Raw genomic sequence first — 26,558 nt, 5'->3', positions numbered from 1 at the left:
GAACTCGCGTTTGCGAGGTCCCCCATTTTCCAGCACCTCAGCGCTGCCAATCATCCTCGGCAGGTTTCTGGCCCTTGCCGGTGCGTCTTTCAAGCTCTTGCCAAAGGGCGTCTGAAAGGCGCAGATCAAGCGTCACTGAACCGTCCTCGTTATCCTCACGGGAATCAACGATGGCATTGTCATAGACCCAGGAAAGCTGGTGCAACTGCTCGACGCTCAGCGTGGCGGTCATTGGCAGGAGAACGCCGGACAGGCGACGAGAAATCTCGTCCATGAGGCTATCAACGCCCTCACCTGTGATGGCCGAGACAGCGCGAACGTTGTTACGACCCTCAGCCTTTTGCACGATAGCATCGTGCGCTTCCGGCTCCAGCCGATCAACCTTGTTCCATACCTCAATGATCCGCTCGTCAGCGACCTTCTCATCAATGCCCAGATCATTCAGAATACGCAGCACGTCGCCCGATTGCGCAGCATTGTCAGGGTCTGACATATCACGGATGTGCAGGATAAGGTCCGCCTCCAGCACCTCTTCCAGGGTCGCACGGAAGGCGGCCACAAGATGGGTGGGCAGGTCGGAAATAAATCCAACCGTGTCTGACATAATAACCGTGCGGCCGTGCGGCAGCTTCATGCGTCGCAGTGTCGGGTCCAGCGTGGCAAACAGCATGTCTTCAGCCAGCACCCCTGCACCGGTGATGCGGTTGAACAGCGTGGACTTGCCAGCATTGGTATAACCGACGAGCGCGACGATGGGGTGAGGCACCTTACGGCGCTTGGCGCGGTGGAGCTGGCGCGTACGCACCACCTGCTCCAGCTCGCGCTCCAGCTTGACGATCTTGTCTTGCAGCAAACGACGGTCAGCCTCGATCTGCGTTTCACCGGGACCGCCCATGAAGCCCGCACCACCGCGCTGACGTTCAAGGTGGGTCCAGCTTCTGACCAGACGACCCTTCTGGTAATTCAGATGGGCGAGATCAACCTGCAGCGTTCCTTCTTTCGTGGACGCGCGACGGCCGAAAATCTCCAGGATCAGACCGGTACGATCAATAACCTTGGCGTTCCATTCTTTTTCAAGATTGCGCTGCTGCACCGGCGTCAATGGGTGGTCAATGATAACGAGACCTGCGTCCGTTTCATTCAGAAGCTGCTTTATTTCTTCTATCTTGCCGCTGCCGAACAAGGTTCCAGGCTTCGGCTGATTGACCGGAACGATCAGGCCTTGAGTGATGTGGAGATCAATGGCCAGAGCTAGGCCCTTGGCTTCCTCAAGCTTGGCTTCCATGGTGCGAGGGGCAGTTGTTGCCGAAGCTTCTTTCGGCTGACGTCCCTGTTTCAAAACCGGGATAATCACCACCGCACGCATATCGTCCCGGTGCTTTTCGAGTTCCGGGATGATGGATTCGTTGGATGTGTCGCGTGTAGAAATGAGCCCGCACCTTTTCATTGTCTGCCGTAGCGCAACGGAAATGTCCGGCGCATGTCATAGAAAACAACGGTCCCCGGCTAAGGTTCCGTTGTCCATCAACTCATGAGGTGGATGACGATCAGATCGCCTTTGCCGTTACGCGGCACCCTCTTCCGATTCGAACATCTGCATGGGTTGCCCCGGCATGATCGTCGAGATTGCGTGCTTGTAGACAAGTTGAGAATGCCCGTCACGACGAAGAAGGACGCAGAAATTGTCGAAGGATGTAACAACACCGGTCAGTTTGACGCCGTTGATCAAGAAAATGGTCAACGAAATCTTCTGTTTGCGAACGGTATTGAGAAACAGATCTTGCAGGTTTTGAGAACGTTCCGCCATGGCGCCGATTCTTTCTTTCTTGCCCGGATGGGAGACCGGGAAATAAACAATCAATAATAGGATCGGTTGAAACATGTCCCCCGTCAGCCGATCAGCAACTCTGGTATCAAATCACGATCTGTTCCGCAATGTGGAAAAACTCACCCCAATTTCTCGGAAGGTCCTTTTTCCCTTCGAAACCAAAGATATTAGAAATATTGAATTGATACACGGAATAGCTGTTCAACCTCCCGCACCGCGTCTGATGACGCGAAAAGGACGACTCTGTCCTTCGCCTTGATTTTCGTAGATCCATCTGGACGAAGAACTTTCTTGTCGCGGTAGATCACGCCGATTCGTACACCCTGCGGAAAGTCTATGTCCCGCAACGCCTGCCCCACCAGTGGCGAAGTATCCAGTGCCTCGGCTTCGATCACTTCGCCGTTGCCCCTTTGCACGGCATAGACGGAGCGGATTCGGCCTTTTCGAACATGCTGCAAGACGCGTGAAATCGTCACGGCGCGTGGATTGATGTAGGCGTCCAGCGCGAGCGACTTGGCCACATCATGAAAGGACGGTCCGTTCAACAAGGCAAGGTTGGACTTGCAGCCAAGCTGTTTTGCCATCACGGCACCAAGAATGTTGGTCTGGTCGTTGTTGGTGAGTGTGACGATCAGGTCCGCATCGGCGATATCGGCCTGATGCAATATCTTCTGGTCAAGCACAGAGCCATTCAGAACGATTGTAGAATTCAGTTTTTCAGAGGCTGCAACAGCGCGCTCCCGATCAGACTCGATGATCTTGACCCGTGTTTTCGGCTGGAGTTGCTCAATGGAGCGCGCAACATACTGACCAATATTGCCTCCGCCAGCGATCACGATGCGGCTGGCTTCCTTTTCCTCATGACCGAAAAGTCCAAGCGTTCGGCGTGCGTGTTGCTGCTGGCAGATGACATAGGCCAAATCGCCAAACCGGAGCTGCTCTGCCGAGTCGACGGCCTTGAGATGGCCATCTCTGTAAACCCCGACCACGGTCGCGACGAGATCGGGAAAGAGGTGGCTGAGTTGCTGGAGCGGCGTGTTGATGACAGGGCAATCTTCCATGCACTCAATCGCAAGCATGAAAACATTATCGTCAGCGAAGCGAACGACATCCGTAGCACCTGGAAATGCGATACGCCGCAAGACCATCTTGCCAACCTCGATTTCAGGCGAAATCGTCACGTCGATAGACATATTCTCGCGGCTGAAAAGGTCGCCATATTCAGGCGCAAGATAACTCTGGTCACGGATACGGGCGACCTTCGTTGGCACGCTGAACAGAGCGTGCGCCACTTCGCAGGCCACGATGTTGATTTCATCATAAAGCGTGACCGCGATGATCATGTCCGCCTGGTCGGCACCCGCCTTTGCCAGCATATCCGGATGAGCGCCATGCCCCACATAGCCGCGCACATCGAGCGTTTCGGTGATCGCCGTAATCAATGCCGATGAGGTATCGATAACGGAAACGTCGTTATCTTCCCGCGACAATTGCTCGGCAATGCCGTAACCCACCTGGCCAGCACCACAAATGATGACTTTCATACGCTCTCTCTGACGGAAGTTTGCCGCAACTGCGGATCGTTATACGCCGAGCGATTTCAATTTGCGATGCAGTGCTGAGCGTTCCATGCCAACAAATTCTGCAGTCCGCGAAATATTTCCGCCAAAGCGGTTGATCTGCGCCACCAGATAATCGCGCTCGAACATTTCGCGGGCTTCGCGCAAGGGCAAAGTCATGATGTGCTGGTCGCCCTGAGCGGCGATTCTCGGCAGCATGTCTCCAATGTCGGCGGGCAACATATCGGCCGATATGGGCATGTCATTGCCCTCGGGTCGCGCAAGAATCATCAGGCGTTCGATGTTGTTGCGCAACTGGCGTATATTTCCCGGCCAGTCGTGCGTCTGAAGAACCGCCATAGCGTCATCACCGATCTTGCGTGGACGGATGCCTGCCTGCTCTGAAATCTGGCGCATAAACATATCGACCAGATACGGAATATCTTCGCGACGCTCAGACAGCGCTGGCACCTTGACCGGAACGACAGCCAGCCGGTGGTACAGGTCTTCACGGAACAGACCGTCGGCAATGAGCCCTTCCAGATTATGCGCCGTGGAGGAGATGATGCGAACATCGACCTTCACCCGCTTGCCGCCGCCGACGCGCTCGAACTGCTGATCGACAAGCACGCGCAAAATCTTGTTTTGCGTCTCGCGCGGCATTTCACCCACTTCATCCAGGTAGAGAACGCCTCGGTGCGCTTCTTCCAATGCCCCCACCTTGCGCGGTTGGCCCGGAAGACCCTCTGTGCCGAACAGTGCAATTTCCATGCGATCAGGTGTGATCGTCGCAGCGTTCAAAGCCACAAATGGTCCGGTTGCCCGCGATGATTTCTTGTGAATCATCCGCGCCACCAGCTCCTTGCCAGAGCCGGAGGGGCCGAGGATCATGATGCGGCTGTTGGTCGGCGAAACGCGATCGATGGTCTGGCGCAGCTGTGAAACCGCGAGCGATGCACCGATCAGCTCGACGGCATCTCCCGTGCGCTTTTTAAGTTCTGACACTTCGCGCTTGAGCTTGGAGTTTTCCAGCGCACGCTCAGCAATGAGAATCAGGCGATCTGCCTTGAAGGGCTTTTCGATGAAGTCGAATGCACCGCGTTTGATCGCGTTGACGGCGGTTTCGATATTGCCGTGGCCCGAAATCATCACGACGGGAAGGTCTGGATGGCGACTCTTGATTTCGTCAAGAAGCGCCAGACCGTCCAGCTTGCTGCCCTGCATCCATATATCAAGAAAGATTAACCGAGGCACACGCTCGGAAATGGCGGCCAGCGCGCTGTCGCTGTCGAACGCCATGCGGGTTTCATGACCTTCGTCGGACAGGATGCCTGCAACGATCTCGCGGATGTCAGCCTCATCATCAACGACCAGAATATCAGACGCCATATGCAATTTCCTTGTCTTTCTCGCTGGCTGCCACATCGACACGCGGCAGCAGCACTCTAATCATGGCTCCATGGCCATGATCGAAATCGGCGGGCGCATCATGCAACTCAAGATGACCACCGTGCTCTTCAATAATTTTCTTGACGATCGCGAGGCCCAGACCTGTGCCCTTGTCGCGCATCGTCATATAGGGCTCAAGAATGCGGTGCCTGTTTTCCACGGGCAAACCACGGCCATTGTCGATCACATCGGCTATGAACCGGTTATTTTCCTCGTCGTAAGACGCGCGCACAAGGATTTTCCCCTCACGCGGCGCATCACTCGTCTCTACCGATTCAATGGCCTCAGCCGCATTCTTGATGAGATTGCCAAAGGCCTGACCGAGCATGCGCTGATCGAACATGCCTTCTAGTTCACGCTCGCCCAGCTCGGTTGCGAACTTCACGTGGGCCGCGCCCATTTCCCGCAGGAACGTCGCGTCCTTCAGGATCGTGCGCAAATCGGACAGCTCTTTGGTCGGCTTCGGCATGCGGGCAAAAGCGGAGAATTCATCTACCATGCGACCGATATCGCCAACCTGTCGAACGATAGTATCCGTGCACTGATCAAACACAGCGCGGTCACCCTCGTCGTGGATTTGCTTGCCAAACCGACGCTTGATGCGCTCGGCGGATAGCTGAATCGGCGTCAGCGGGTTCTTGATTTCGTGGGCGATGCGACGCGCGACCTCGGACCATGCGGTGGATCGCTGAGCGATGACCAGATCGGTGATGTCATCGAGCGTGATGACGTAGGATTCGTGGCCATCGCGTGCGTCTTCGCGGGTGACCTGCACGTTCAATGTGCGTTCCTTGCCGCGCCTGATGATGTTGATCTGCTTGCGGAAATCCATTCGCGCAGAAGCGGTCGCTTCCGTCACGACCTGCTCGATCTCAGGCGCAACCTCGACGAGAGGTGAGCCAACGAGCCTGTCGGATGGCACGGCCAGAAACTCTTCTGCAGACGGATTGGCGATGGTGATGTTGCGATGCTCATCAACCCCGATAACAGCGGCGGTAACACCAGACAGCACGGCCTCAATAAAGCGGCGGCGGTTGTCGATATCGTCTTTCGCCTCGATGATTTCATCCTGCTGACTGCGGATTTCCGAAATCATCTTGTTGAAGGTACGCGCCAATCGGCCAACGTCCCCATCCACGGCACGCACAGGCACCAGAACATGCATATTGCCCATGGCAACACTGTCTGCGGCGCTGATCAACAAGCGGATAGGCCGAACGATTCGGTCGGCAATGGCGATGGCCGTCCAGATGGCGGCAAGCAGAACAATCAGCGCAAAACCGAGATAGAGGATAGCGAAGGCGATTTGTAGCGGCGCGCGACCCGCTTCCATCGCCTTGTATTCGGCGCGGTTTTCCTCCATCTGCCGCATCGCCGCCATGACCTTGGGGTCCACGGCGCGAACGGTGTAAAGAAACGTGCCGCCAATGCCTTCCAGCTTGATGATGGCACCGACGAGATTGGTAACGCCGGGAGGAATGAGAGTTGGCTGGCCAGCGGCCGCCTTTTCCAGCGCATCCTGCGGAATGGCAGGTAGCGGCCTTTCCGTCTTGATGTCAGCCTGCACAACGGCGTCGCCGTCTTCCTGAACGAGAAAAGCTCCCAGGAAGCCGCGGCCCTTGGCCTGGCGCGTCATCAGTTCAACAAAGCCCGTACGGTCGAGATAGAAGAGCGCGCGGTTCCGGTCCAGATCGGTCGCCATGGACAAGGTCTGTCCCTGAAGATAACCAGCATTTTCAAGCATATAGGCTTGAGCAATATTGCTGGATGAATCCACAATGGACTGCGTGCGCAACGCAAACCAACGGTCCAGCCCGACATTCAGCGTGATACTGGCGAAAACCGCGACAAGGATGGCGGGCGTAATCGCGACAATGGAAAACAACCCAACGATACGAACATGCAGGCGCGCTGCTGCGCGGCCCCTGCGCCGCGCCTTCACCAACCGACCAATTTCGCGACCGATCAGATACATCAAGCCCAGCACCAGCAGGGAGTTGATGACAACGGAGGCGATAACGACGTTGGTGGTGGGCGCGATTGGGGTGAGGCCCAGCAGAACAAACAGCGTCAGCGTGGCGCAGACCAGCGCGACGCCTGCCAGCACCAGACCCGGCAAGGCAAAAGACATTCTTCGGTCGGCAATTACTATGTCTGCCGACGCACGGTCGGAAACCTTATCTGGGACAGGTTTGCGCATCGAACATTTTCCTATGCCGCGTAATGCAGCACCATAATCTTGAAAAAGACCGCTGGACGCTGCGAAGCGACACCTGCGGTCCCGTGATTTTCAAGCAACACAATGTGGCGAAAATGCAACGACTGGTGACTCTTGTCAACCGTTCAAGCAGTTCGTGAACTACGGTAAACAGATACGCCCAGCTCACGAATCTTCTTACGCAGGGTATTTCGGTTCAACCCCAGCAAGTCAGCAGCCTTGATCTGGTTGCCACGTGTGGCGGTCAGAGCAGCTAGTATCAACGGATACTCCATCTCGCGTAATACGCGATCATAAAGCCCTGCCGGCGGTAGGTTTTCGCCAAAACCGGAGAAGTAATCGCGCATGTTTTCTTCAACGGCCTGAGAGATGGTCAGCGAACCATTGCGGACAGCTGTGCGATCGATCGGGCTATCAGGCACGTCAGACTGAAGTTCCTGATCGATGATTTCGCGTGTGATAACTTCCTGTGGATAGAGCGCCATCAGGCGGCGAATGAGGTTTTCCAGTTCACGCACATTGCCCGGCCAGGCATACGCCTTCATCAGTTCCAGGGCTTCCGTCTCGAAGCGCTTCCCTTCCAAGCCTTCCTTCTCACCCGTCTGGATGAAATGACGAACGAGATCAGGAATGTCTTCCGCACGGTCACGAAGAGGCGGCAACCGCAAGGGAACGACATTGAGGCGATAATAAAGGTCTTCGCGGAAAAGTCCCTGATTGATCGAGGTCTTCAAATCCTTGTTGGTTGCGGCAACGATGCGGACATCGGTGCGGATCGGCGTACGCCCCCCAACCGTGGTATATTCGCCCTGCTGAAGTACGCGCAGCAGACGGGTCTGGGCGTCCATGGGCATATCGCCAATTTCATCCAGAAACAGCGTGCCGCCTTCAGCCTGCTCGAACCGGCCGGTGGAGCGGTTCTGCGCGCCCGTGAACGCGCCCTTCTCATGTCCGAACAGTTCCGACTCGATCAGGTCTCGCGGAATAGCAGCCATATTGATGGCCACAAAGGGACCGTTGCGGCGTTTGCCATAATCGTGCAGCGCGCGAGCAACGAGTTCCTTACCCGTGCCGGATTCGCCTGTGATCATCAGCGTCAGGTCTGTCTGCATCAGGCGCGCAAGCACGCGGTAGATTTCCTGCATCGCCGCAGATCGTCCCACCAGCGGCATGCCGTCCTGCATGTCATCATCCAACTTGGCGGGCTTGCGCTTGGGCTCGGACAATGCACGACCGATGATGGCAATCAGTTCGGTCAGATCGAATGGCTTGGGCAGATAGTCGTAAGCACCTTTTTCAGACGCCTTGATGGCCGTCATGAAGGTGTTCTGCGCGCTCATGACCAGCACCGGCAAATCGGGCCGAGCCTTTTTGATACGCGGCAAAAGATCGAATGCGTTTTCATCCGGCATCACCACATCGGTTACGACCAGATCACCCTCGCCCGCTGCCACCCAGCGCCACAGCGTCGCCGCGTTGGAGGTAATGCGGACATCATACCCGGCACGGCTGAGAGCCTGATTGAGAACGGTACGGATGGCCGCATCATCATCGGCCACGAGAATCGTTGCTGTCATCGATTTAGTCCTGTCGGGTTCGGCAAAATGTCGTCAGCCGCCACTTCGGGGGAAACGGGCATCAAAACGCGGAATGTGGTGCGGTGGTTCTGGCTGTCGCATTCAACAATGCCGCCATGGGCACCAATGAGTTTTGCAACGAGAGCAAGGCCCAAACCGGAACCGTTGGTTTTGGTGGTAATAAACGGGTCGAAGAGATGCGGCACAAGGTCTGCTGGAACACCGGGACCATTGTCATGCACGCAGAACTCCAGCGGCAGCGAAATTCGCTCACGACTGCCTGCCACAGAGAGGCGAATACCGGGGCGGTAAGCTGTCGTCAGAATGATCTCGCCATCCTGCTGATTGCCAACCGCCTCGGCAGCATTTTTGACCAGATTGAGAAAGACCTGCACCAATTGGTCGCGGTTGGCATAAACCGGCGGCAGGGATGGATCATAGTTCTCGCTGATCTTGACGTTGCGGGCGAAGCCAGCCTTCGCCACAGCCTTGACGTGGTCCAGAACGGAGTGAATGTTGATCGGCATGCGATCGACCGGGCGCTCATCGGAGAATATTTCCATCCGATCGACCAGCGAAACGATGCGATCCGTCTCATCGCAGATCAGCCGCGTCAGCGAGCGGTCTTCGTCGGGCACCGAAGTTTCCAGCAATTGTGCTGCACCGCGAATGCCGGAGAGCGGATTTTTGATTTCATGGGCCAGCATGGATGCCAGGCCGGTGACCGAACGGGCAGCAGCGCGATGCGTCAACTGGCGATCAATCTTGTCGGCCATGGAGCGTTCCTGAAACACCACGACGACCGAACCCGGCTCACTGACAACAGGTGCCACATAGAGATCGACGACCTTATCCTGCCCAAGACGCGGCGATGACAGGTCTACCCGATATTCGTTGACCGGCGCACGGCGCTCCCGGACCTGATCAATCAAGGCCAGAAGCGGACTGCCGAAGGGAATGAAGGTGGAGATGCGATAGCGTGCCAGATGCGTGGCGCTTGCCCCGAAAAAGGCCTCCGCCTCCCAGTTTGCAAAAGCGATGAAGCCTTCGCCATCCACGAGAATGACGGGGTTCTGCACGGCGTTGAGAACAGCCATGGCAAGCGCGTTGTTTGCCCCGCCGCCGGGAGGTGCGGTATCGCCACTCATGCGGCTTTCCTCGCGGCGGAGATTTCCGCACCCTGCTGCAGGGCGGAGCGCAGACGCTCTGTCACCTGCATGGTGTTTTTAGATGTCATGATGGCAACCTTGTCATCTGTTTTCATGTCTGGCGCAAACCGATCCAAATACCATCCGAGATGTTTGCGCGCATGACGAAGTCCGGCCTCGATACCGTAAAATTCCAGCATCAATTCGTAATGTTCGACGGCGATGTCGGCGATCTCTTCAGCCTTTGGCGGCGCATGGCCCGCAAGAACCGCCGGCAGCCAGGGCTGACCCTGAGTCCCTCGCCCGACCATCACAGCATCCGCGCCCGAACGGCGCAGAATTTCGCTGGCGTCGGCAGACGTTTCCACGTCACCATTGGCAATCAGCGGCACGGATATGACATCGCGCACGGCCTTGATCGCATCCCAATTGGCGCGGCCTTCATAGAACTGCATGCGTGTGCGGCCGTGAATGGTGATGAGCTTCACACCAACGGCTTCAGCACGCGCAGCAATCTCTGGTGCATTGATGGAATCATCGTCCCAGCCCAGCCGCATCTTCAAGGTCACCGGCACGTTGACAGCCTTCACTGTCGCTTCGATGAGGCTGAGCGCGTGGTCCGGCTCACGCATAAGCGCAGAACCGGAATAACCGCCGGTCACCTTCTTTGCCGGGCAACCCATATTGATATCGATGATGCCAGCACCGTTATCGGCAGAAATTTTTGCCGCCTCCGCCATCCAATGCGCCTCGCGTCCCGCAAGCTGCACCATATGCGGAACCATGCCCGCATTTTTCAGCCTCGCCCATGATTCGCCCCTGTTGGCGACGAGTTCACGGCTGGCTACCATCTCGGTCACCACCAGTCCTGCACCGAACCGCCAGGCAAGCTTGCGGAACGGTAGGTCGGTTACGCCGGACATGGGTGCCAGTACCGCGCGGTTGCGTACCGTCACAGTATCAATCTGAAATGGGTCTGCCAGCGTTGAAATGGGCAAATGGTCAACTTTCATGCATTTCTAAAATTTGCATTATTTTTAGACAGTGTTTGGGCGGTTGCCAAGCACTTTTGCACGGATTTTCATTTGTTTTTTTCGTGCCTTGTTTTGCGACAGGGCAAAATGGAATTTGCTTAATCGCGGGCTTTCGATGCGTGCATCATGTCCGGCATTCTGACTGGCCAATCGTTTTCTAAAACGCTAGACAACCCCGTGTAAACCTTTGAAGAAATGCATAAATGACATGGGTTCAATGCAGGGAAGTGCAATGACAACAGCAATCGTCATCGTTGCGGCGGGACGCGGCGAACGCGCTGGCTCTCCGCAAGAGGGGCCGAAACAGTATCGCCTCATTGGCGGAAAGCCCGTCATTGAACACACTCTGGAGCGCTTTCTGGGCTGGGAGCATGCAGCAAAAATCGTAGTCGTCACCCACGCCGACGACGCCGCGCTTTTCGAGCCCATCGCCAGAAGGCTAAATGCTGAAGATAGTCTCTCGACGGTGACGGGTGGCGCGACGCGTCAGCAATCGGTTCTTGCCGGTCTCGAAGCACTGGATGGGCTCGGCATCATCAATGTCATGATCCATGATGCAGTTCGCCCCTTCATTGATGCACCTTTGCTGCAACGGATCACCGCAGCACTTTCGGCAGGCGCGAAAGCGGTTTTGCCAGCGGTGCCGGTGGCTGATACGCTGAAGCGCGGCCATGATGGTTTCGTGGGCGAGACGGTGTCTCGCAGCAACCTTTATGCTGCGCAAACGCCGCAGTCCTTTCACTACCCATCCATATTCGAGGCACACCAGGCCGCTGCCGCATCGGGGCGGCTTGATTTTACCGATGATGCGGCGATTGCCGAATGGGCTGGCATTCCCGTTCAATTGGTGGAAGGCCTTGTCGATAATGTTAAACTCACGCTGAAACGGGATATTACCATGGCTGATGAAAAGCTTGGCGCTGCGTTACCTGATGTGCGCACTGGCAATGGCTACGATGTGCATCAACTCGTGCCCGGCGACGGCGTCACCCTGTGCGGCGTCTTCATTCCGCATGATCAGAAACTGATGGGCCATTCGGATGCCGATGTGGCGCTTCATGCGTTGACGGATGCACTGCTCGCCACCTGTGGTGCGGGTGATATTGGCGACCATTTCCCCCCTTCCGATCCTCAGTGGAAGGGCGCGGCATCACGGATTTTTCTGGAGCATGCGGCGAAAATCGTCCGTGACCATGGCGGCACCATCATGAATGCGGATGTTTCATTGATTGCCGAAGCACCAAAGGTAGGCCCACATCGGCAAGCCATGCGCGAGAACCTTTCCGCTATTCTTGATATCTCGCTGGACCGCTGCTCGGTGAAGGCAACCACAAACGAGACCATTGGCTTCGTCGGGCGGCGTGAAGGTATCGCAGCAATCGCAACGGCGACGGTCGTCTATCTGCAGAGGCCGCAATGAGCCTGTTTCCGACAGACATTGAGGCTTTGGCGCAACGCATCGTGCAGGAATTTGCCGCGTCCGGTCATATGGTCTCAACGGCGGAAAGCTGCACCGGCGGATTAATTGCCGCTGCGCTGACGCAGATTTCGGGCTCGTCAGCCGTGGTGGACCGTGGCTTCGTCACCTATACCAACGATGCCAAGATGGACATGCTTGGGGTCAGCGCTGCGACGCTGGAGGCTTTCGGCGCGGTTTCAAAGGAAACCGCACTCCAGATGGCCCACGGTGCGCTTTACCGCTCAGAGGCTAAGTTTTCTGTCGCGGTAACAGGCATCGCGGGTCCAGGCGGTGGAACGGCCACCAAGCCCGTCGGTCTTGTGCATCTCGCCGCAAAAGGGCGTTCAGGGCATATGCTTCTTCGAGAAATGCGATATGGCGATATAGGGCGCGAGCAGGTTCGCCTCGCCACCGTCAAGACGGCGCTCGAAATGCTGCTGGAACTTCATCAGTCCTTGTAAATCTTATCGGCGCGCGCTTCGAAAGCTTCCGCGAACATTCGAAATGCACGGTCGAACATAGAGCCCATCACAGCGCCGAGTAACCGGCTCTTGAACTCATAATCAATGAAGAAATAGACCGAGCAGCCGCCATTCTCACCGGGCTCGAAACGCCAGCGATTGTCGAGATATTTGAACGGACCATCCAGATATTTCACGTCGATGGCCGATTCCTCGGGCTTCAACAAAACCTGGGTCGTGAAGGTTTCGCGAATGGCTTTATAACCAACCGTCATATCCGCAACCAGCAAGGTCTTTGTGTCGCGCTCCTTGCGCGAGCGAACAGTTAAGCTGTCACAAAGTGGCAGAAATTCCGGGTATTTCTCCACGTCGGCAACGAGATTATACATCCGTTCGGGGGAGTGCTTGACAGGGCGGCGGGTTTCGAATTGCGGCATGAGGGGCAGTTAATGCGCTGCGCCTACAAGATCAAGAAGCTTGCTTGCCTGCGCTCGAGATTTCACCTGAAATATTGGTGTTTCAGGCCCGTACAGCTCAAAATTCCGAATGAATTTCGGAGCATGATGTTTCTCGAAGTTCCAGATATAGGTCAGGAACTCACGATTTGGCAGCGGTTCCGGGCAGCCTTCCGCCATATCAGGCCTCACCGTTCCGTAATATTTCACCACACGCCGCGCCACACCCATCAGGCACGTCATCCTTGGCAGGCGCATCCAGATAACGACATCGGTACGCGGCAATCTGATATCCAGTGTGGATGGATTGGCGCCATCCAGCACCCAACGTTCGCGCCCGACTATATCGTGTAAAATTCTGCGCTGCTCCGCGCTGTCACGTTGCGTCCAGTTGGATTGCCACCTCACATCGCGGTCTATCGAGAAATATTGGCAGTTGAGATGACCAGATAGCTTTTTCGAGAGCGTAGTCTTCCCCGCGCCTGAATTGCCCAGCACCATGACGCGTGCAGCGTTGGATACGAGCCGGGCAGCCTGCTCGATATCATCCAGAAGGTTCATCTTGCCCACTCCGCGCATGGCTGTTTGCAGAAATTGACTATTGCAAGCTGGCCGGGCTGGGCGTTATTGAACACCACCGATTGCAGCCTTGGGTGCAACCAAACAGCCGAGTGATACGATGGACGACTTTGCAAATATCATCAACCTTCTCGAATCCGCGAAGCAACTTGCATCCATGAACAGCATGCCGATGCTGGCTTATCTCATTGATGTGGCCAAGTGCGAAGCACGAGAGAACAAGCCTGTTCTGCGCAAGCGCAAGCGTGGCGAATCGACGGTAAAGCAGGAAGTTGAAATCTGAGACGAACGGAGTCCGACCGGTCAGCTTGCGGCCACGTTCGGTTTGATATCCAGGAGGACGATCAATGCCGACAGTATCAGTCGACCTGCGCTCCTATCGTGGCGAGACCCCGGATGAGCGCCATCCCTTCGTGCAGATCGTTCTCCCCCTGTCAGGCCAACTGGACATAGATGTTTGCGGACGTCAGCAAAGATTATCACCTTTGAAGGGTGCACTTGTTCACAAGGGCACGTCACACACGCAGGTCGCAACGGGCCTGAACCGATCTCTGATCGTTGATGTGAGCGAACAAGCAGTCTCTGCGCAGATGCTTGAAACATTCTCATCAAACTCATTTTTCGATATCCAGCCCCGAACGAGCAGGCTGACGCATTATATGCACGGCTTGTTGCAAAGAGACGAACAGAACGCAAAGGCCAGCATCGCTTGGGCACCTATCCTGATTGGCAGCCTGACGGATCAGACCCCGGATGTTTTGTCCCGAGTTTCGCTGCTTAGAACGATTGTCGAAATCGACCCGTTCATGCCGTGGAGCCTTGAGCGGATGGCCGAACAGGCTGAAATCAGCGTCAGCCGCCTGCATGCCATTTTCCGCGAGAAGTTCGATGAAACACCACATCTTTGGCTGGCCGATATCCGCATGCGCAAAATCTGCGATTACCTCACCAACACGCTTCTGCCCATTGCAGAGATTGCCGATAAAGCAGGCTTTTCCGACCAGACCGCCCTCACCCGCGCCATGAAAAAAGCTTTGGGAACGACACCCGCCGCCTATCGTCGTGAATTTTCAGCGCTGTCACAGTAGTTTATGTCAAGACAGGCATTCCACCCCGTGGCAAACAGCGCCATGCAACGGATGGAAATGGCATGAACAAGACGGGACTGGGCGTATTTTACGGAATGATGGCGGGCGCACTCTGGGGCGGCATTTTTCTGGCTCCGAAACTGATCCCGGCCGGCTTCACGCCCTTGCAGCTTTCGACTGCGCGATATCTCACATATGGAGTGCTGGCACTGGTGCTTATCGCCCCTAAAATCCGGCGTGTAGCTTCGCGTTTCGGCAAGGCCGAATGGCTCGCTCTGGGTTGGCTTAGTTTAATTGGCAATATCGCCTATTATTTCCTGATCTCAACCGCCGTCCAACTGAGCGGCGTTGCCTTCACCTCCATCATCATCGGCTTCATGCCCGTGGCCATTTCCATCATCGGCAGCCGCGACCATGGCGCGGTGTCGCTGAAACGGTTGTGGCCATCGCTTCTTTTTGGAGCCATCGGCATTTTTGGAATTTCGTGGCAGTCACTGTTTGAAGGTCAAGGCAGTCTCGATCCGACGAAGATCATCGGTCTTGTCTGCGCCATCGGCGCTCTCGCATCATGGACTGCATTTGCTGTTGGAAACGCCCGCTGGCTTACACGCCTTCATGATGTCAGCGCCGATGAATGGAACCTCATGACAGGCGTGGTCACAGGTGCTCTGGCGCTGGTTGTCGCGGTGCCCGCGTTCGCCTTCAACCAAAACGTCCACAGCAATGCCGATTGGTTTCAATTCGCATCCATCGCGGTTGGTCTCGGCATCTCGGCCTCGATCTTAGGAAATGCGTTCTGGAACCGCATGAGCCGTCTTCTGCCACTGACGATGGTCGGCCAGATGATCCTGTTCGAAACGCTGTTTGCGCTTCTCTACGGCTTCGTGTGGGAACAGCGCGGTCCAACGTTGATCGAAGCTGCAGCGATTGTTTCAGTCGTGCTCAGCGTGCTGCTGTGCATGCAAGCGCATCGACCGCCAAAAGCGGGCTGAGGATTACTCAGCCGCTGCCAGAAGCTTGCGCTCACGGTTTGCGCGCAGGCGCTCAAAGTCATCACCCGCATGGTGCGAGGAACGGGTGAGCGGGCTGGATGCCACCATCAGGAAGCCCTTGGTGTAAGCAATCGTTTCGTAGGACTTGAACTCTTCCGGCGTCACATAGGCTTCCACCTTGTGGTGCTTTCTGGTCGGCTGCAGATACTGGCCGATGGTCAGAAAGTCGACATCGGCAGTGCGAAGGTCATCCATCAACTGAAGCACTTCGTTACGCTCTTCGCCCAAGCCGACCATGATGCCGGATTTGGTGAACATTGTCGGGTCCAGTTCCTTCACCCGCTGCAAAAGGCGAACGGAGTGGAAGTAACGCGCACCGGGGCGAACCGTCAGATAGTTGCCCGGAACGGTTTCCATGTTGTGATTGAAAACGTCTGGCTTGGCGGCAACGACCCGCTCCAACGCACCGGGCTTCTTCAAAAAGTCTGGCGTCAGAATTTCAATCGTTGTGCCGGGCGATGCTGCGCGAATGGCCCAGATCACCTTCTCAAAATGCTCGGCTCCACCGTCGGCCAGATCATCTCTGTCGACAGAGGTGATGACCACGTGGTTGAGGCCCATCTGCTTGACGGCCTTGGCAACGTTTTCCGGTTCCAGCATATCAAGCGCATTTGGCTTGCCAGTGGAGACATTGCAAAAGGCGCAGGCGCGTGTGCAGATCTCGCCCATGATCATGAAGGTGGCGTGCTTCTTGTCCCAGCATTCGCCGATATTCGGACAGCCGGCTTCCTCGCACACGGTGACAAGTTTGTGCGAACGCACCAGCTCGCGTGTCTCGTGGTAGCCCTTGGATGTCGGCGCCTTGACGCGAATCCACTCCGGCTTGCGCATAACTTCGGTGTCGGGACGATGCGCCTTTTCCGGGTGGCGAACGCGCTTGTCGTCCTGCGATGTCCTGTCGAGAATAGTGACCATAGAAACCTGCTTCCACCGCTTGTCGCGGTTCAACGCCTAACGAGTTTGGCGAGAAATAACAGAAGGCTCGCGCCCAGGAAAGATGTGACGAAATAGCCTAGACGGCTGTCCTGCACGAAAACGTCGAATGTCCGTAGCACTGCGACCGCAACGACAGAGCCGACGATGCCGAGAACGATATTCATGAAAATGCCAAAGCGCATATCCATCAGCTTACCCGCGAGCCAACCCGCCAGTCCGCCGATGATGATTGCTGCTATCCAGCCAACACTTTCCATCTTCAAACTCCGTCAATCGCATTTCAACGACATATGGTGTACCCGGCTTTGCTAGGCAATGCCGGGTAACGGGCAGATGTTATGCGTTCAGCACACGTCCATAGGCGTCCAGCACGCTTTCTTTCATCATTTCCGAAAGCGTCGGATGCGGGAAGATGGTGTGCATCAGTTCTTCCTCGGTCGTTTCAAGGTTCATGGCGACCACGAAGCCCTGAATGAGCTCGGTCACTTCAGCGCCAACCATATGAGCGCCGATCAGCTCGCCGGTCTTCTTGTCGAAGATGGTCTTGACCATGCCCTGATCTTCGCCCAGCGCAATCGCCTTGCCGTTGGCCGCGAAGGAATAGCGGCCGACGCGGATTTCGCGGCCCTGTTCCTTTGCCTTGGCTTCTGTCAGGCCGACAGAGGCGACCTGCGGGTTGCAATAGGTGCAGCCGGGGATCTTCAGTCTGTCCATTGAATGTACGTTGGGCAGACCGGCGATCTTTTCAATGCAGACCACGCCTTCATGCTCTGCCTTGTGAGCAAGCATTGGCGGACCGGCCACATCGCCGATGGCGTAGAGGCCGGGAACATTGGTCTTGCCATAGCCATCGATGACCACGCAACCGCGATCCGTCTTGACGCCAAGCGCTTCCAGACCGAGGTTTTCGATATTGCCCTGCACGCCGACAGCTGAAATCAGGCGATCAGCAGTGATCGTCTGCACCTTGCCATCCTTGGTTTCGATATGGGCCGTGATCGAGTCAGCGCCCTTCTCAACCTTGGAAACCTTGGCTTCGGTGATGATCTTGAGGCCGCGCTTTTCCAGCTGCTTGCGAGCGAATGCGGAGATTTCCACATCTTCGACCGGCATGATGTTGGCCATCAATTCCACAACCGTTACATCCACGCCCATCGAGCGATAGAAGGACGCGAATTCTATGCCGATGGCGCCAGAACCCATAACGACGATGGACTTCGGCAGGAAATCTGGCTTCATCGCCTCAAAATAAGTCCAGATCAGCTTGCCATCCGGCTCGATGCCGGGCAGCGCACGCGGACGCGCACCGGTCGCAACGATGATGTGCTTTGCCGTATAGGTGCCCTCACCCAGCACGCCTTTGGGAACAGGGTTCTGTGGCTGAACGATTGGCTTGGAAATTTTGCCGACGACAATCTCGTTCGGCTTGGTCAGCTTTGCCTCACCCCAGATAACGTCGATCTTGTTCTTCTTCATCAGGTAAGCCACGCCGCCATTCAGGCGCGCTGAGACGCCACGCGAACGGGCGACCACTTCCTTCACGTCCGGCGTGATGGTACCCTCAAGCTTAAGGCCATAATTCTTGGCGTGGTTGGAATTATCCAGAACTTCGGCAGAGCGAAGCAGCGCCTTTGTGGGAATGCAGCCCCAGTTCAGGCAGATGCCGCCCAGATGTTCACGCTCGACAATCGCAGTCTTGAGGCCAAGCTGTGCCGCACGGATGGCCGTGACGTACCCGCCCGGACCCGAACCGATGATGATGACGTCATAAGACTGAGCCATGTCTGTTTCCTGTCTTTGCTTCTTGAGGGCGAAACATGGTCGCCGCCTCAATCAATTTCTTTTAAAGTCCAAGCATCATGCGAACGACGGGCTCGAGGCCTCGTCCGATTGCACGCGTATTTTCTGCATCAAGATGAACGCCATCAACCGGCGTGGTGACAGCTACGGATGCCGCATCAAAGAAGCCGCAGCCCTTTTCATCCGCCAGATCCCGGTACAGCGAACCCATCATCTGCGATTGCTCGATGGCGTTTACGAACATCGCCGCAAACATTTCATTGCCCGTTTCGCAAATATGCGGCGCGGAAACGAGCAGGATTTCGGGCTGTTCACCATCAAAAGACCAGACGTGGCTGCGCACAAGATTTATGAGCCGCTCTGCGCCTTTCACAGCACCAACAGCGTTGCCGCTTCCGATGCCACGTTTCAGGTCATTCGTGCCGAGCATGATGATGACGAGATCGAGAGGGCCGTGACTGTGCAGCAATGTTGGCAGGATGCGCGCGCCATTGCGGTCGCAATCCGCCAAGTGATCGTCATAGGCCGTCGTTCTGCCGTTCAGCCCTTCGGCGATGACATTGACACCAGCGCCCAGCGCCTTTTGCAGGACACTCGTCCAACGGTCTTCATAAGCATGACGCCCGAGATTTTCGGCATCATATCCCCATGTCAGACTGTCGCCATAGCAGAGAACGTTCTTCGTCACGTCGGCCTCCCGAATGGAGCGAGCCGAAAACCTGATCGGTTCTCGGCTCCGCGTTTTTTAGACCAGCATACCCATTGGGTTTTCGATGTAGCGCTTGAAGGCAGACGCAAGTTCTGCACCCAGCGCACCATCGATGACGCGGTGGTCGAAGGCAAAGGTTGCCGTCATCACCGTACCAACTTCGATCTTGCCGCCACGAACAACCGGCTTCTCTACGCCAGCGCCGATCGACACGATGGATGCCTGCGGCAGGTTGACGATGGACGTGAAGCACGAGACGCCGAACATGCCGAGGTTGGACACGGATGTCGTGCCGCCCTGGTATTCATCCGGCTTCAGCTTCTTGTCACGCGCACGCTTGGCAAGATCCTTGACCTCGTTGGAGATGGCAGACAGGGTTTTTGTCTCGGCCTTGCGAACGATTGGCGTGATCAAACCATCAGGGATCGATACGGCAACGCCAACATCGGCATGCTTGTGCAGAACACGAGCCGTCGATGTCCACGAAGCATTCGCCATCGGAACGTCACGCAGAGCAAGCGCCATGGCCTTGATGATGAAGTCGTTGACGGAAAGCTTGAAGGCCGGAACCTCGCCCTTTTCGGTCTTCTTCACCGGTGCGGACGCATTGATCTCGGCGCGCAGCTTCAGCATCGCATCGAGTTCGCATTCCATCGATACCGTATAGGACGGTACCGTCTGCGTCGATTCCGTAAGGCGCGAGGCGATTGTCTTGCGCATGCCGTCGTGCGGCAGAAGCTCGTAGGAGCCTTCGGCAAACAGCTTGAGCACGCTTTCGTCCGACGCACCCTTGGCAGGCGCAGGAGCCGCAGTACCAGCCGATGGTGCAGCAGCAGGGGCCGCCTTTGCGCCGCCGGAAGCTGCTGCCTTTTCCACGTCTGTCTTCACGATACGGCCATGCGGGCCGGAACCGGAAACAGCAGACAGATCAAGACCGGCATCCTTCGCCAGTCGACGGGCCAGAGGCGAAGCGAAGATACGCTCGCCGCTTTTGGAGACCGGAGCTGGTGTGGAAGGCGCAGGACCCTGGTCAGCAACAGGCTTTTCAGCCTTGGCAGGTACTGCTTCAGCCTTCACGTCCGCGGGTGCATCAGCCTTGGCAGCTTCAGCCTTTGGCGCCTCGGCTTTCGCCTCTGCCTTTGCAGGTGCGGAACCGCCGCCCTTGGCAGCATCGGCCACATCTTCACCTTCGGCGGCGAGAATGGCGATTACGGCATTGACCTTGACCGCTTCGGAACCGGCGGGAACGACGAGCTTGGCAACGATGCCTTCATCCACGGCTTCCACTTCCATGGTCGCCTTGTCTGTTTCGATCTCGGCAATCACGTCGCCAGGACCGACCTTGTCGCCTTCCTTGACGAGCCACTTCGTGAGATTACCCTCTTCCATCGTCGGAGACAGGGCAGGCATTGTGATGTTGATAGGCATGACTAGCCCTCCCCCCAAACGAGATTATACTGTTCCAACTCTTCGGGATGCTCCACGAGCCGGCTGATCTGCGATGGCTCGATTTCGATATATCCCGCAACGTCGTTCAGCCATTCGCTGACGGCACCGATGACACCGATGTTCTCACGCGGAACGCCGACAACAACATCGCCTTCGCCGTCATTGACCACAGCCCAGAAGATAACCCGCTCGAATTGCGGGGCATCCTTGGAACCGAGAACGCGGTGCCAGTTTTCAGTGGCCGGGAGGATCTGTTTGATTTTACTCACACTCTCCCCCTTCACTTGTAGCAGACGGTTTTGACCGCCTCGATAACTTCATCAACGTTCGGCAGAGCAAGCTTTTCAAGGTTCGCAGCGTAAGGCATCGGAACGTCCTTGCCAGCAATCGTCAAGATCGGCGCATCAAGATAATCGAATGCAGCGCGCATGACCTGGTTGGCGATGAAGTCACCGACCGATGACTGCGGGAAGCCTTCTTCCACCGTCACCAAACGACCGGTCTTCTTGACCGATTCGATAACTGTTGGCAGATCCATCGGACGAATTGTACGCAGATCGATGAGTTCGACATCGATACCGAGCTTTTCCAGTTCCGCGATAGCCTTAATGGCGTAGGTCATGCCGATACCGAAGGAAACGATGGTAACGTCCTTGCCCTTGCGGTGAATGCGCGCCTTGCCGATTGGCAGCACGAAATCATCCAGCTTCGGTACTTCGAAGCTCTGACCGTAAAGAATTTCGTTTTCCAAGAAGACGACAGGGTTCGGATCGCGGATCGCAGCCTTGAGCAGACCTTTGGCATCAGCAGCCGAATACGGCATGACAACCTTGAGGCCCGGGATATGGCTGTACCATGCCGCGTAGCACTGCGAGTGCTGTGCGCCAACGCGGGCAGCAGCGCCAGACGGACCACGGAACACCATCGGCGCACCCATCTGACCGCCAGACATGTAGAGCGTCTTGGCAGCAGAGTTGACGATCTGGTCAATGGCCTGCATGGCGAAGTTGAATGTCATGAATTCAACGATCGGGCGCAGACCCGTCATCGCAGCGCCGACGCCGATACCGGCAAAACCGTGCTCGGTGATAGGCGTATCAATCACGCGCTTGGCGCCAAATTCCTGCAACAAGCCCTGAGTGATCTTGTAGGCACCCTGGTATTCGGCAACTTCTTCGCCCATGACGAAGACGTTTTCGTCAGAGCGCATTTCTTCCGCCATCGCATCGCGCAATGCTTCACGCACGGTCTGCGTTACGAATTCGGTGCCCTCTGGAATGTCAGGGTCGGCAGCCACTTCGATCTTCGGTGCGGCAGGAACCTTGGCTGCTTCCTTGGCAGCAGAAGGCTCTTCCGTTGCTTCGCGGGTCTTGCCACCAGCAGCGTCCGAACCGGAGTTGGAAGCCTCGGCCTTTGGCTCTTCCTTCTTGGGAGCGGATGCAGCAGACATATCATCTGCGCTTTCGCCATCCTGAAGCAGCACAGCAATCGCTGTGTTGACCTTGACGCCTTCGGTGCCAGCCTCGATCAGCAGCTTGCCAATCGTGCCTTCATCCACGGCTTCGACTTCCATCGTTGCCTTGTCTGTTTCGATTTCAGCGATCGCGTCGCCAGCAACAACCTTGTCACCCTCTTTCTTGAGCCACTTGGAAAGCGTGCCTTCCTCCATGGTTGGGGAAAGGGCGGGCATGAGAATCTCTATAGGCATGATGTCTCCCTTCCCAAATCAGAGCAGAATATCGGTGTAGAGCTCGGATACATCCGGCTCCGGATCGTTCTGGGCGAACTCCGCGCTGTCGGCAACGATGTCACGAACATCCTTGTCGATTGCCTTGAGTTCATCCTCAGAAGCCCAGCCCTTTTCAAGGAGACGGGCTTTGACCTGCTCGATTGGGTCATGTTCCGCGCGCATTTTCTGCACTTCGTCTTTGGAACGGTATTTCGCCGGGTCGGACATGGAGTGACCACGGTAACGATATGTCAGCATTTCCAGGATGATCGGACCCTTGCCGGAGCGGCAATGTTCCAGCGCCTCATCAGCGGCAGCCTTGACGGCGCGAACATCCATGCCATCAACCTGCATGCCCGGAATACCGAAGCCAACACCACGAAGCGAGTAGTTGGACTGTGCGGTTGCGCGCGCAGTCGATGTACCCATGGCGTAGTGGTTGTTCTCGACGATGTAAATGATCGGCAATTTCCAGAGAGCAGCCATGTTGAAGCTCTCATAGACCTGGCCCTGGTTGGCCGCGCCATCGCCGAAATAGGCGACGGACACACTGTCATTGCCGCGATACTTGTTCGCAAAGGCCAGACCGGTTCCGAGCGAAACCTGCGCGCCGACGATGCCGTGTCCGCCGTAGAAATGCTTTTCCTTGGAGAACATGTGCATGGAGCCGCCCTTGCCCTTTGACAAGCCGCCGCTGCGTCCGGTCAACTCAGCCATGACGCCACGTGCGCTCATGCCAGCAGCCAGCATGTGGCCGTGGTCACGATAGGCGGTGATAACCTGATCACCTTCCTTCTGCGACATGTTCATGCCCACAACGACAGCTTCCTGCCCGATGTAGAGGTGACAGAAGCCGCCGATGAAGCCCATGCCGTAAAGCTGGCCGGCCTTTTCCTCGAATCGACGGATCAACAGCATCTCGCGATACGCGTGGAGCTCTTCATCTTTGCCGAACTCCGGCGTGTTCTGGCCGGTAAATTCCTTAGCGGCTGTCTTTGCCGTGGTCTTGCGGCCGGATACGGTCGCGTTTTTTCGCGGCGCCATACATCCCTCCCTGAGTTGCCATTTAGAATGGTTGGATCGGATCGCACCATATGCAAGAAAACGCGAAGCAGCAATGGCATAAACGCATGGCTCGTATTCGCCCTAAGTGACTGCGAATAAATTAAAAAACGAGATTAACTGAAATTCGGTTAATCAAAAATATGTGTTCATGATGACGATTTCGTCGGCGCGCGACATGTTCAACTGATAGCGCGAGATCTCATCGATCATATCACGCTCCAGCGAGCCATCACTCATCAGCTCAACTTGGCGCTCCAGCGCCGTGCGGGCCTTGGTAAGCTTGGCCAATTCTGCCGAACGGGCGACGCGCTGCCTCTCCAGCTGCTCCGCAGCCTTCAGCCCGAAATCACCATGGATGGAATGATACCCGAAATAGGAGAGAAACGCGACCGTGATTGCCGGAACGACAAGACGGCCAAAACGTCTTTTCTTGTGATGCTTGGTCCACATACTCTGAAACAGCCTTCAAACGCGTTACTGAAGGCATCATAGCGACATATGCTTAACCATCCGTTGACCTTAACGCACGCTCCGACCGCAGCGCACAAAAAAGCCCGGCGTTAACCGGGCTTTTCGTCGTGTCATATCGATATCGAAATCAGCCGCGAAGAATGGAGCGGCCTGCATAGGCGGCCTGTGGGCCGAGCATTTCTTCGATACGGATCAACTGGTTGTACTTGGCCAGACGGTCAGAGCGCGAAAGCGAGCCCGTCTTGATCTGTCCGCAGTTGGTGGCAACCGAAAGATCGGCAATTGTGGAGTCTTCTGTTTCACCAGAGCGGTGAGACATGACAGCCGTGTAGCCAGCCTTGTGTGCAGTTTCAACAGCGTCGAGCGTTTCCGTCAGCGAGCCGATCTGGTTGACCTTGACGAGGATCGAATTGGCGACGCCCATCTTGATGCCGTCACGAAGGCGGGCAGAGTTGGTCACGAACAGATCGTCGCCAACCAGCTGAACTTTCTTGCCGATCTTGTCTGTGAGGTACTTCCAGCCGTCCCAATCGTCTTCGGCCATGCCGTCTTCGATGGAGATGATCGGATACTTACCGGCCAGCTCGGCGAGATAATCCGCCATGGCTTCAGGCTCCAGCGTGCGGCCTTCGCCTTCCATCACGTATTTGCCGTTCTTGAAGAATTCCGTCGAGGCGCAATCGAGAGCAAGCGCCACGTCTTCGCCTGGCTTGTAACCAGCCTTTTCAACGGACTTCATGATGAAATCGAGTGCTTCCGGTGCGCTCTTCAGGCCCGGCGCAAAGCCGCCTTCATCGCCCACATTGGTGTTGAAACCCTGCGCAGACAGTTCCTTCTTCAGAACGTGGAAGATTTCAGCGCCGATACGCACCGCGTCACGGATATTTTCCGCGCCGATTGGCATGATCATGAATTCCTGAAAGTCGATTGGGTTATCGGCATGCGCGCCACCGTTGATGATATTCATCATTGGGACCGGCAGCAGATGCGCGTTTGGGCCACCAACGTAACGATAGAGTGGCAGGCCTGTGGTTTCGGCAGCAGCTTTTGCAACAGCCAAGGAAACGCCGAGGATGGCGTTTGCACCGAGGCGCGACTTGTTCGGCGTGCCGTCGAGTTCGATCAGCGTCTGGTCGACATGGATCTGGCTCTCGGCATCGAAACCGCCCAGCGCATCGAAGATTTCCGTGTTGACGGCTTCGACTGCCTTCTCGACGCCCTTACCGAGGTAACGCTTACCGCCATCGCGCAGCTCTACAGCTTCATGTGCGCCGGTGGATGCGCCCGATGGAACCGCTGCGCGGCCGAAGGAGCCGTCTTCAAGATAGACATCTACCTCAACGGTCGGGTTGCCGCGGCTGTCGAGAATTTCGCGTGCGATAATGTCGGTAATGGCTGTCATGATCTCTCCCTTAGGATTGGAACAGTGTTTTTCAGGTGCATGTCTTAAAGCGCATGAGGGAACCTGTGAAGAAGTTTCAGATTCCGGCTTGCGATAAAAACACGTCGCCAGAGCGGCGAGTCGTTTGGTGGTCGTCTTCCGCTGTAGCCGATGCGGAAGAAATTACAATGACAAGCCCCGTCCTGCGCGATGGTTTCCTTCGACGCCTCTCGGCGCCGAACTATCAGGTGGACTTGGTGATATTGTCGAAAGCCAGAAGTTTTTCGAGAAGCTTCGGCATATCTTTCAGGTGAACCATGTTGGGGCCATCGGATGGCGCATTATCAGGGTCTTCATGCGTTTCTATGAAAAGACCGGCAACACCAACTGCCACCGCCGCGCGTGCCAATGTTTCCACGAATTCGCGTTGACCGCCCGTCGAGCCACCCTGCCCGCCCGGCTGCTGAACCGAATGGGTCGCGTCGAATATCACTGGCGCACCGAGCGATGCCATGATTGGCAGTGAGCGCATATCCGACACTAGAGTATTGTAGCCGAAGGATGCACCACGCTCGCACAGCAGCACATTGGAGTTGCCGCTGTCATTTAGCTTGGCCAGCACGTTCTTCATGTCCCAAGGTGCCAGAAACTGGCCCTTCTTTACGTTGATCACTCGGCCGGTCTTTGCAGCAGCCACCAGCAGGTCCGTCTGACGGCTGAGAAATGCCGGAATCTGCAGAATATCTATGACGGGCGCGACAATGGCGCACTGCTCTTCGGTGTGAATGTCCGACAAGACTGGAAATCCGAACTGCGCCTTCAATTCTGCGAAAACTTCAAGCGCCTTGTCGATGCCAATGCCACGCTGGCCCGAAAGCGAGGTGCGGTTGGCCTTGTCGTAGGATGATTTGTAAACCAGACCGATTCCCAGCTTGCCACAGAGTTCGGCCAGCGTTTCGGCAATCATGAAAGCATGGTCGCGGCTTTCCATCTGGCACGGACCGGCAATCAGGGAAAATCGTTCGGTGTTCGAGAAAGAGACCGCTCCAGCGCCCTCGCCGGCAATGACCTTCAGATTGTTCGTCGCACTCATGGTTTTCCCTTGGAACAA

The 26,558-nt window shown here is 56.3% G+C and carries 26 protein-coding genes; 5 read left to right on the top strand and 21 right to left on the bottom strand.

Annotated features, from left to right (window positions below; all coding sequences use genetic code 11):
* Window positions 1-37 precede the first annotated feature (37 nt).
* From hflX to dusB, 8 genes are all read right to left on the bottom strand, one after another.
* Window positions 38-1,366: a GTPase HflX gene (gene hflX / locus ACQZ51_RS10440; RefSeq protein WP_448777571.1), complete on the bottom strand. Its 1,329-nt coding sequence runs from the start codon at window positions 1,364-1,366 to the stop codon at window positions 38-40.
* Between the two features lie 198 nt (window positions 1,367-1,564).
* Entirely contained in the window at window positions 1,565-1,807 is a 243-nt protein-coding gene (hfq, locus tag ACQZ51_RS10435) for an RNA chaperone Hfq (RefSeq protein WP_003496145.1), read from the bottom strand.
* Window positions 1,808-1,995: 188 nt separating this feature from the next.
* Window positions 1,996-3,372, bottom strand: coding sequence for a Trk system potassium transporter TrkA (gene trkA / locus ACQZ51_RS10430; protein WP_448776975.1), 1,377 nt, complete (start codon window positions 3,370-3,372; stop codon window positions 1,996-1,998).
* Window positions 3,373-3,411: 39 nt separating this feature from the next.
* On the bottom strand, window positions 3,412-4,776 hold the full coding sequence (gene ntrX / locus ACQZ51_RS10425; RefSeq protein ID WP_042619440.1) for a nitrogen assimilation response regulator NtrX: 1,365 nt from the start codon (window positions 4,774-4,776) through the stop codon (window positions 3,412-3,414).
* Window positions 4,766-7,036, bottom strand: a complete 2,271-nt coding sequence (locus tag ACQZ51_RS10420; protein WP_448776973.1) for an ATP-binding protein — start codon at window positions 7,034-7,036, stop codon at window positions 4,766-4,768. The genes ntrX and ACQZ51_RS10420 overlap by 11 nt, the downstream gene beginning before the upstream one ends.
* Before the next feature lie 143 nt (window positions 7,037-7,179).
* Entirely contained in the window at window positions 7,180-8,631 is a 1,452-nt protein-coding gene (ntrC, locus tag ACQZ51_RS10415) for a nitrogen regulation protein NR(I) (RefSeq protein ID WP_042619438.1), read from the bottom strand.
* Window positions 8,628-9,779: a two-component system sensor histidine kinase NtrB gene (locus ACQZ51_RS10410; RefSeq protein WP_448776971.1), complete on the bottom strand. Its 1,152-nt coding sequence runs from the start codon at window positions 9,777-9,779 to the stop codon at window positions 8,628-8,630. The genes ntrC and ACQZ51_RS10410 overlap by 4 nt, the downstream gene beginning before the upstream one ends.
* Window positions 9,776-10,792: a tRNA dihydrouridine synthase DusB gene (dusB, locus tag ACQZ51_RS10405; protein WP_448776970.1), complete on the bottom strand. Its 1,017-nt coding sequence runs from the start codon at window positions 10,790-10,792 to the stop codon at window positions 9,776-9,778. Before dusB ends, ACQZ51_RS10410 begins: the two co-directional genes overlap by 4 nt.
* Before the next feature lie 253 nt (window positions 10,793-11,045).
* Here dusB and ACQZ51_RS10400 point away from each other — a divergent pair, with 253 nt between their 5' ends.
* On the top strand, window positions 11,046-12,233 hold the full coding sequence (locus ACQZ51_RS10400; RefSeq protein ID WP_448776968.1) for a bifunctional 2-C-methyl-D-erythritol 4-phosphate cytidylyltransferase/2-C-methyl-D-erythritol 2,4-cyclodiphosphate synthase: 1,188 nt from the start codon (window positions 11,046-11,048) through the stop codon (window positions 12,231-12,233).
* Window positions 12,230-12,733, top strand: coding sequence for a CinA family protein (locus tag ACQZ51_RS10395; protein WP_448776966.1), 504 nt, complete (start codon window positions 12,230-12,232; stop codon window positions 12,731-12,733). The genes ACQZ51_RS10400 and ACQZ51_RS10395 overlap by 4 nt, the downstream gene beginning before the upstream one ends.
* Here ACQZ51_RS10395 and ACQZ51_RS10390 read toward each other — a convergent pair.
* Window positions 12,721-13,170, bottom strand: coding sequence for a type II toxin-antitoxin system RatA family toxin (locus ACQZ51_RS10390; RefSeq protein ID WP_042619434.1), 450 nt, complete (start codon window positions 13,168-13,170; stop codon window positions 12,721-12,723). The genes ACQZ51_RS10395 and ACQZ51_RS10390 overlap by 13 nt on opposite strands.
* Before the next feature lie 9 nt (window positions 13,171-13,179).
* Window positions 13,180-13,749, bottom strand: a complete 570-nt coding sequence (locus ACQZ51_RS10385) for an AAA family ATPase (protein ID WP_448776964.1) — start codon at window positions 13,747-13,749, stop codon at window positions 13,180-13,182.
* A gap of 118 nt (window positions 13,750-13,867) precedes the next feature.
* Here ACQZ51_RS10385 and ACQZ51_RS10380 point away from each other — a divergent pair, with 118 nt between their 5' ends.
* From ACQZ51_RS10380 to ACQZ51_RS10370, 3 genes are all read left to right on the top strand, one after another.
* Window positions 13,868-14,050 carry a hypothetical protein gene (locus ACQZ51_RS10380; RefSeq protein ID WP_448776962.1) on the top strand — a complete coding sequence of 61 codons (183 nt, stop codon included), beginning with the start codon at window positions 13,868-13,870 and terminating at the stop codon, window positions 14,048-14,050.
* Between the two features lie 64 nt (window positions 14,051-14,114).
* Complete coding sequence (locus tag ACQZ51_RS10375) at window positions 14,115-14,855, top strand: AraC family transcriptional regulator (RefSeq protein WP_448776960.1); 741 nt, start codon at window positions 14,115-14,117, stop codon at window positions 14,853-14,855.
* 62 nt (window positions 14,856-14,917) lie between these two features.
* On the top strand, window positions 14,918-15,847 hold the full coding sequence (locus ACQZ51_RS10370; protein ID WP_448776958.1) for a DMT family transporter: 930 nt from the start codon (window positions 14,918-14,920) through the stop codon (window positions 15,845-15,847).
* 3 nt (window positions 15,848-15,850) lie between these two features.
* On the opposite strand, the gene lipA is transcribed toward ACQZ51_RS10370, so the two are convergent.
* From lipA to kdsA, 11 genes are all read right to left on the bottom strand, one after another.
* The gene (lipA, locus tag ACQZ51_RS10365) at window positions 15,851-16,822 is read right to left on the bottom strand and encodes a lipoyl synthase (protein WP_192066729.1); all 972 of its coding nucleotides are present in this window, start codon (window positions 16,820-16,822) and stop codon (window positions 15,851-15,853) included.
* A gap of 29 nt (window positions 16,823-16,851) precedes the next feature.
* On the bottom strand, window positions 16,852-17,100 hold the full coding sequence (locus ACQZ51_RS10360; RefSeq protein WP_042619429.1) for a GlsB/YeaQ/YmgE family stress response membrane protein: 249 nt from the start codon (window positions 17,098-17,100) through the stop codon (window positions 16,852-16,854).
* Window positions 17,101-17,179: 79 nt separating this feature from the next.
* Window positions 17,180-18,625 carry a dihydrolipoyl dehydrogenase gene (gene lpdA / locus ACQZ51_RS10355; protein ID WP_448776955.1) on the bottom strand — a complete coding sequence of 482 codons (1,446 nt, stop codon included), beginning with the start codon at window positions 18,623-18,625 and terminating at the stop codon, window positions 17,180-17,182.
* A gap of 61 nt (window positions 18,626-18,686) precedes the next feature.
* Window positions 18,687-19,331 carry an SGNH/GDSL hydrolase family protein gene (locus tag ACQZ51_RS10350; RefSeq protein ID WP_448776953.1) on the bottom strand — a complete coding sequence of 215 codons (645 nt, stop codon included), beginning with the start codon at window positions 19,329-19,331 and terminating at the stop codon, window positions 18,687-18,689.
* Window positions 19,332-19,388: 57 nt separating this feature from the next.
* Window positions 19,389-20,780, bottom strand: coding sequence for a pyruvate dehydrogenase complex dihydrolipoamide acetyltransferase (locus tag ACQZ51_RS10345; protein WP_448776951.1), 1,392 nt, complete (start codon window positions 20,778-20,780; stop codon window positions 19,389-19,391).
* Window positions 20,781-20,782: 2 nt separating this feature from the next.
* Window positions 20,783-21,070, bottom strand: a complete 288-nt coding sequence (locus ACQZ51_RS10340) for a hypothetical protein (protein ID WP_448776949.1) — start codon at window positions 21,068-21,070, stop codon at window positions 20,783-20,785.
* 11 nt (window positions 21,071-21,081) lie between these two features.
* The gene (locus ACQZ51_RS10335; RefSeq protein ID WP_042619424.1) at window positions 21,082-22,509 is read right to left on the bottom strand and encodes a pyruvate dehydrogenase complex E1 component subunit beta; all 1,428 of its coding nucleotides are present in this window, start codon (window positions 22,507-22,509) and stop codon (window positions 21,082-21,084) included.
* Window positions 22,510-22,527: 18 nt separating this feature from the next.
* Entirely contained in the window at window positions 22,528-23,574 is a 1,047-nt protein-coding gene (pdhA, locus tag ACQZ51_RS10330) for a pyruvate dehydrogenase (acetyl-transferring) E1 component subunit alpha (protein WP_192066740.1), read from the bottom strand.
* Window positions 23,575-23,727: 153 nt separating this feature from the next.
* Window positions 23,728-24,045 carry an FtsB family cell division protein gene (locus ACQZ51_RS10325; protein ID WP_448776947.1) on the bottom strand — a complete coding sequence of 106 codons (318 nt, stop codon included), beginning with the start codon at window positions 24,043-24,045 and terminating at the stop codon, window positions 23,728-23,730.
* A gap of 148 nt (window positions 24,046-24,193) precedes the next feature.
* A complete protein-coding gene (eno, locus tag ACQZ51_RS10320) occupies window positions 24,194-25,468 on the bottom strand; it encodes a phosphopyruvate hydratase (RefSeq protein ID WP_448776945.1) in 1,275 nt (424 codons plus the stop codon).
* A 223-nt stretch (window positions 25,469-25,691) separates the two neighbouring features.
* Window positions 25,692-26,540 (bottom strand): 3-deoxy-8-phosphooctulonate synthase, encoded by an 849-nt coding sequence (gene kdsA / locus ACQZ51_RS10315; RefSeq protein ID WP_448776943.1) that lies wholly within the window; start codon window positions 26,538-26,540, stop codon window positions 25,692-25,694.
* Window positions 26,541-26,558: the final 18 nt, after the last annotated feature.

It is taken from the genome of Agrobacterium sp. CG674 (genome assembly GCF_053521645.1).
Note: the sequence above shows the minus strand (reverse complement) of the source record. Positions and strands in the feature narration are given on the sequence as shown.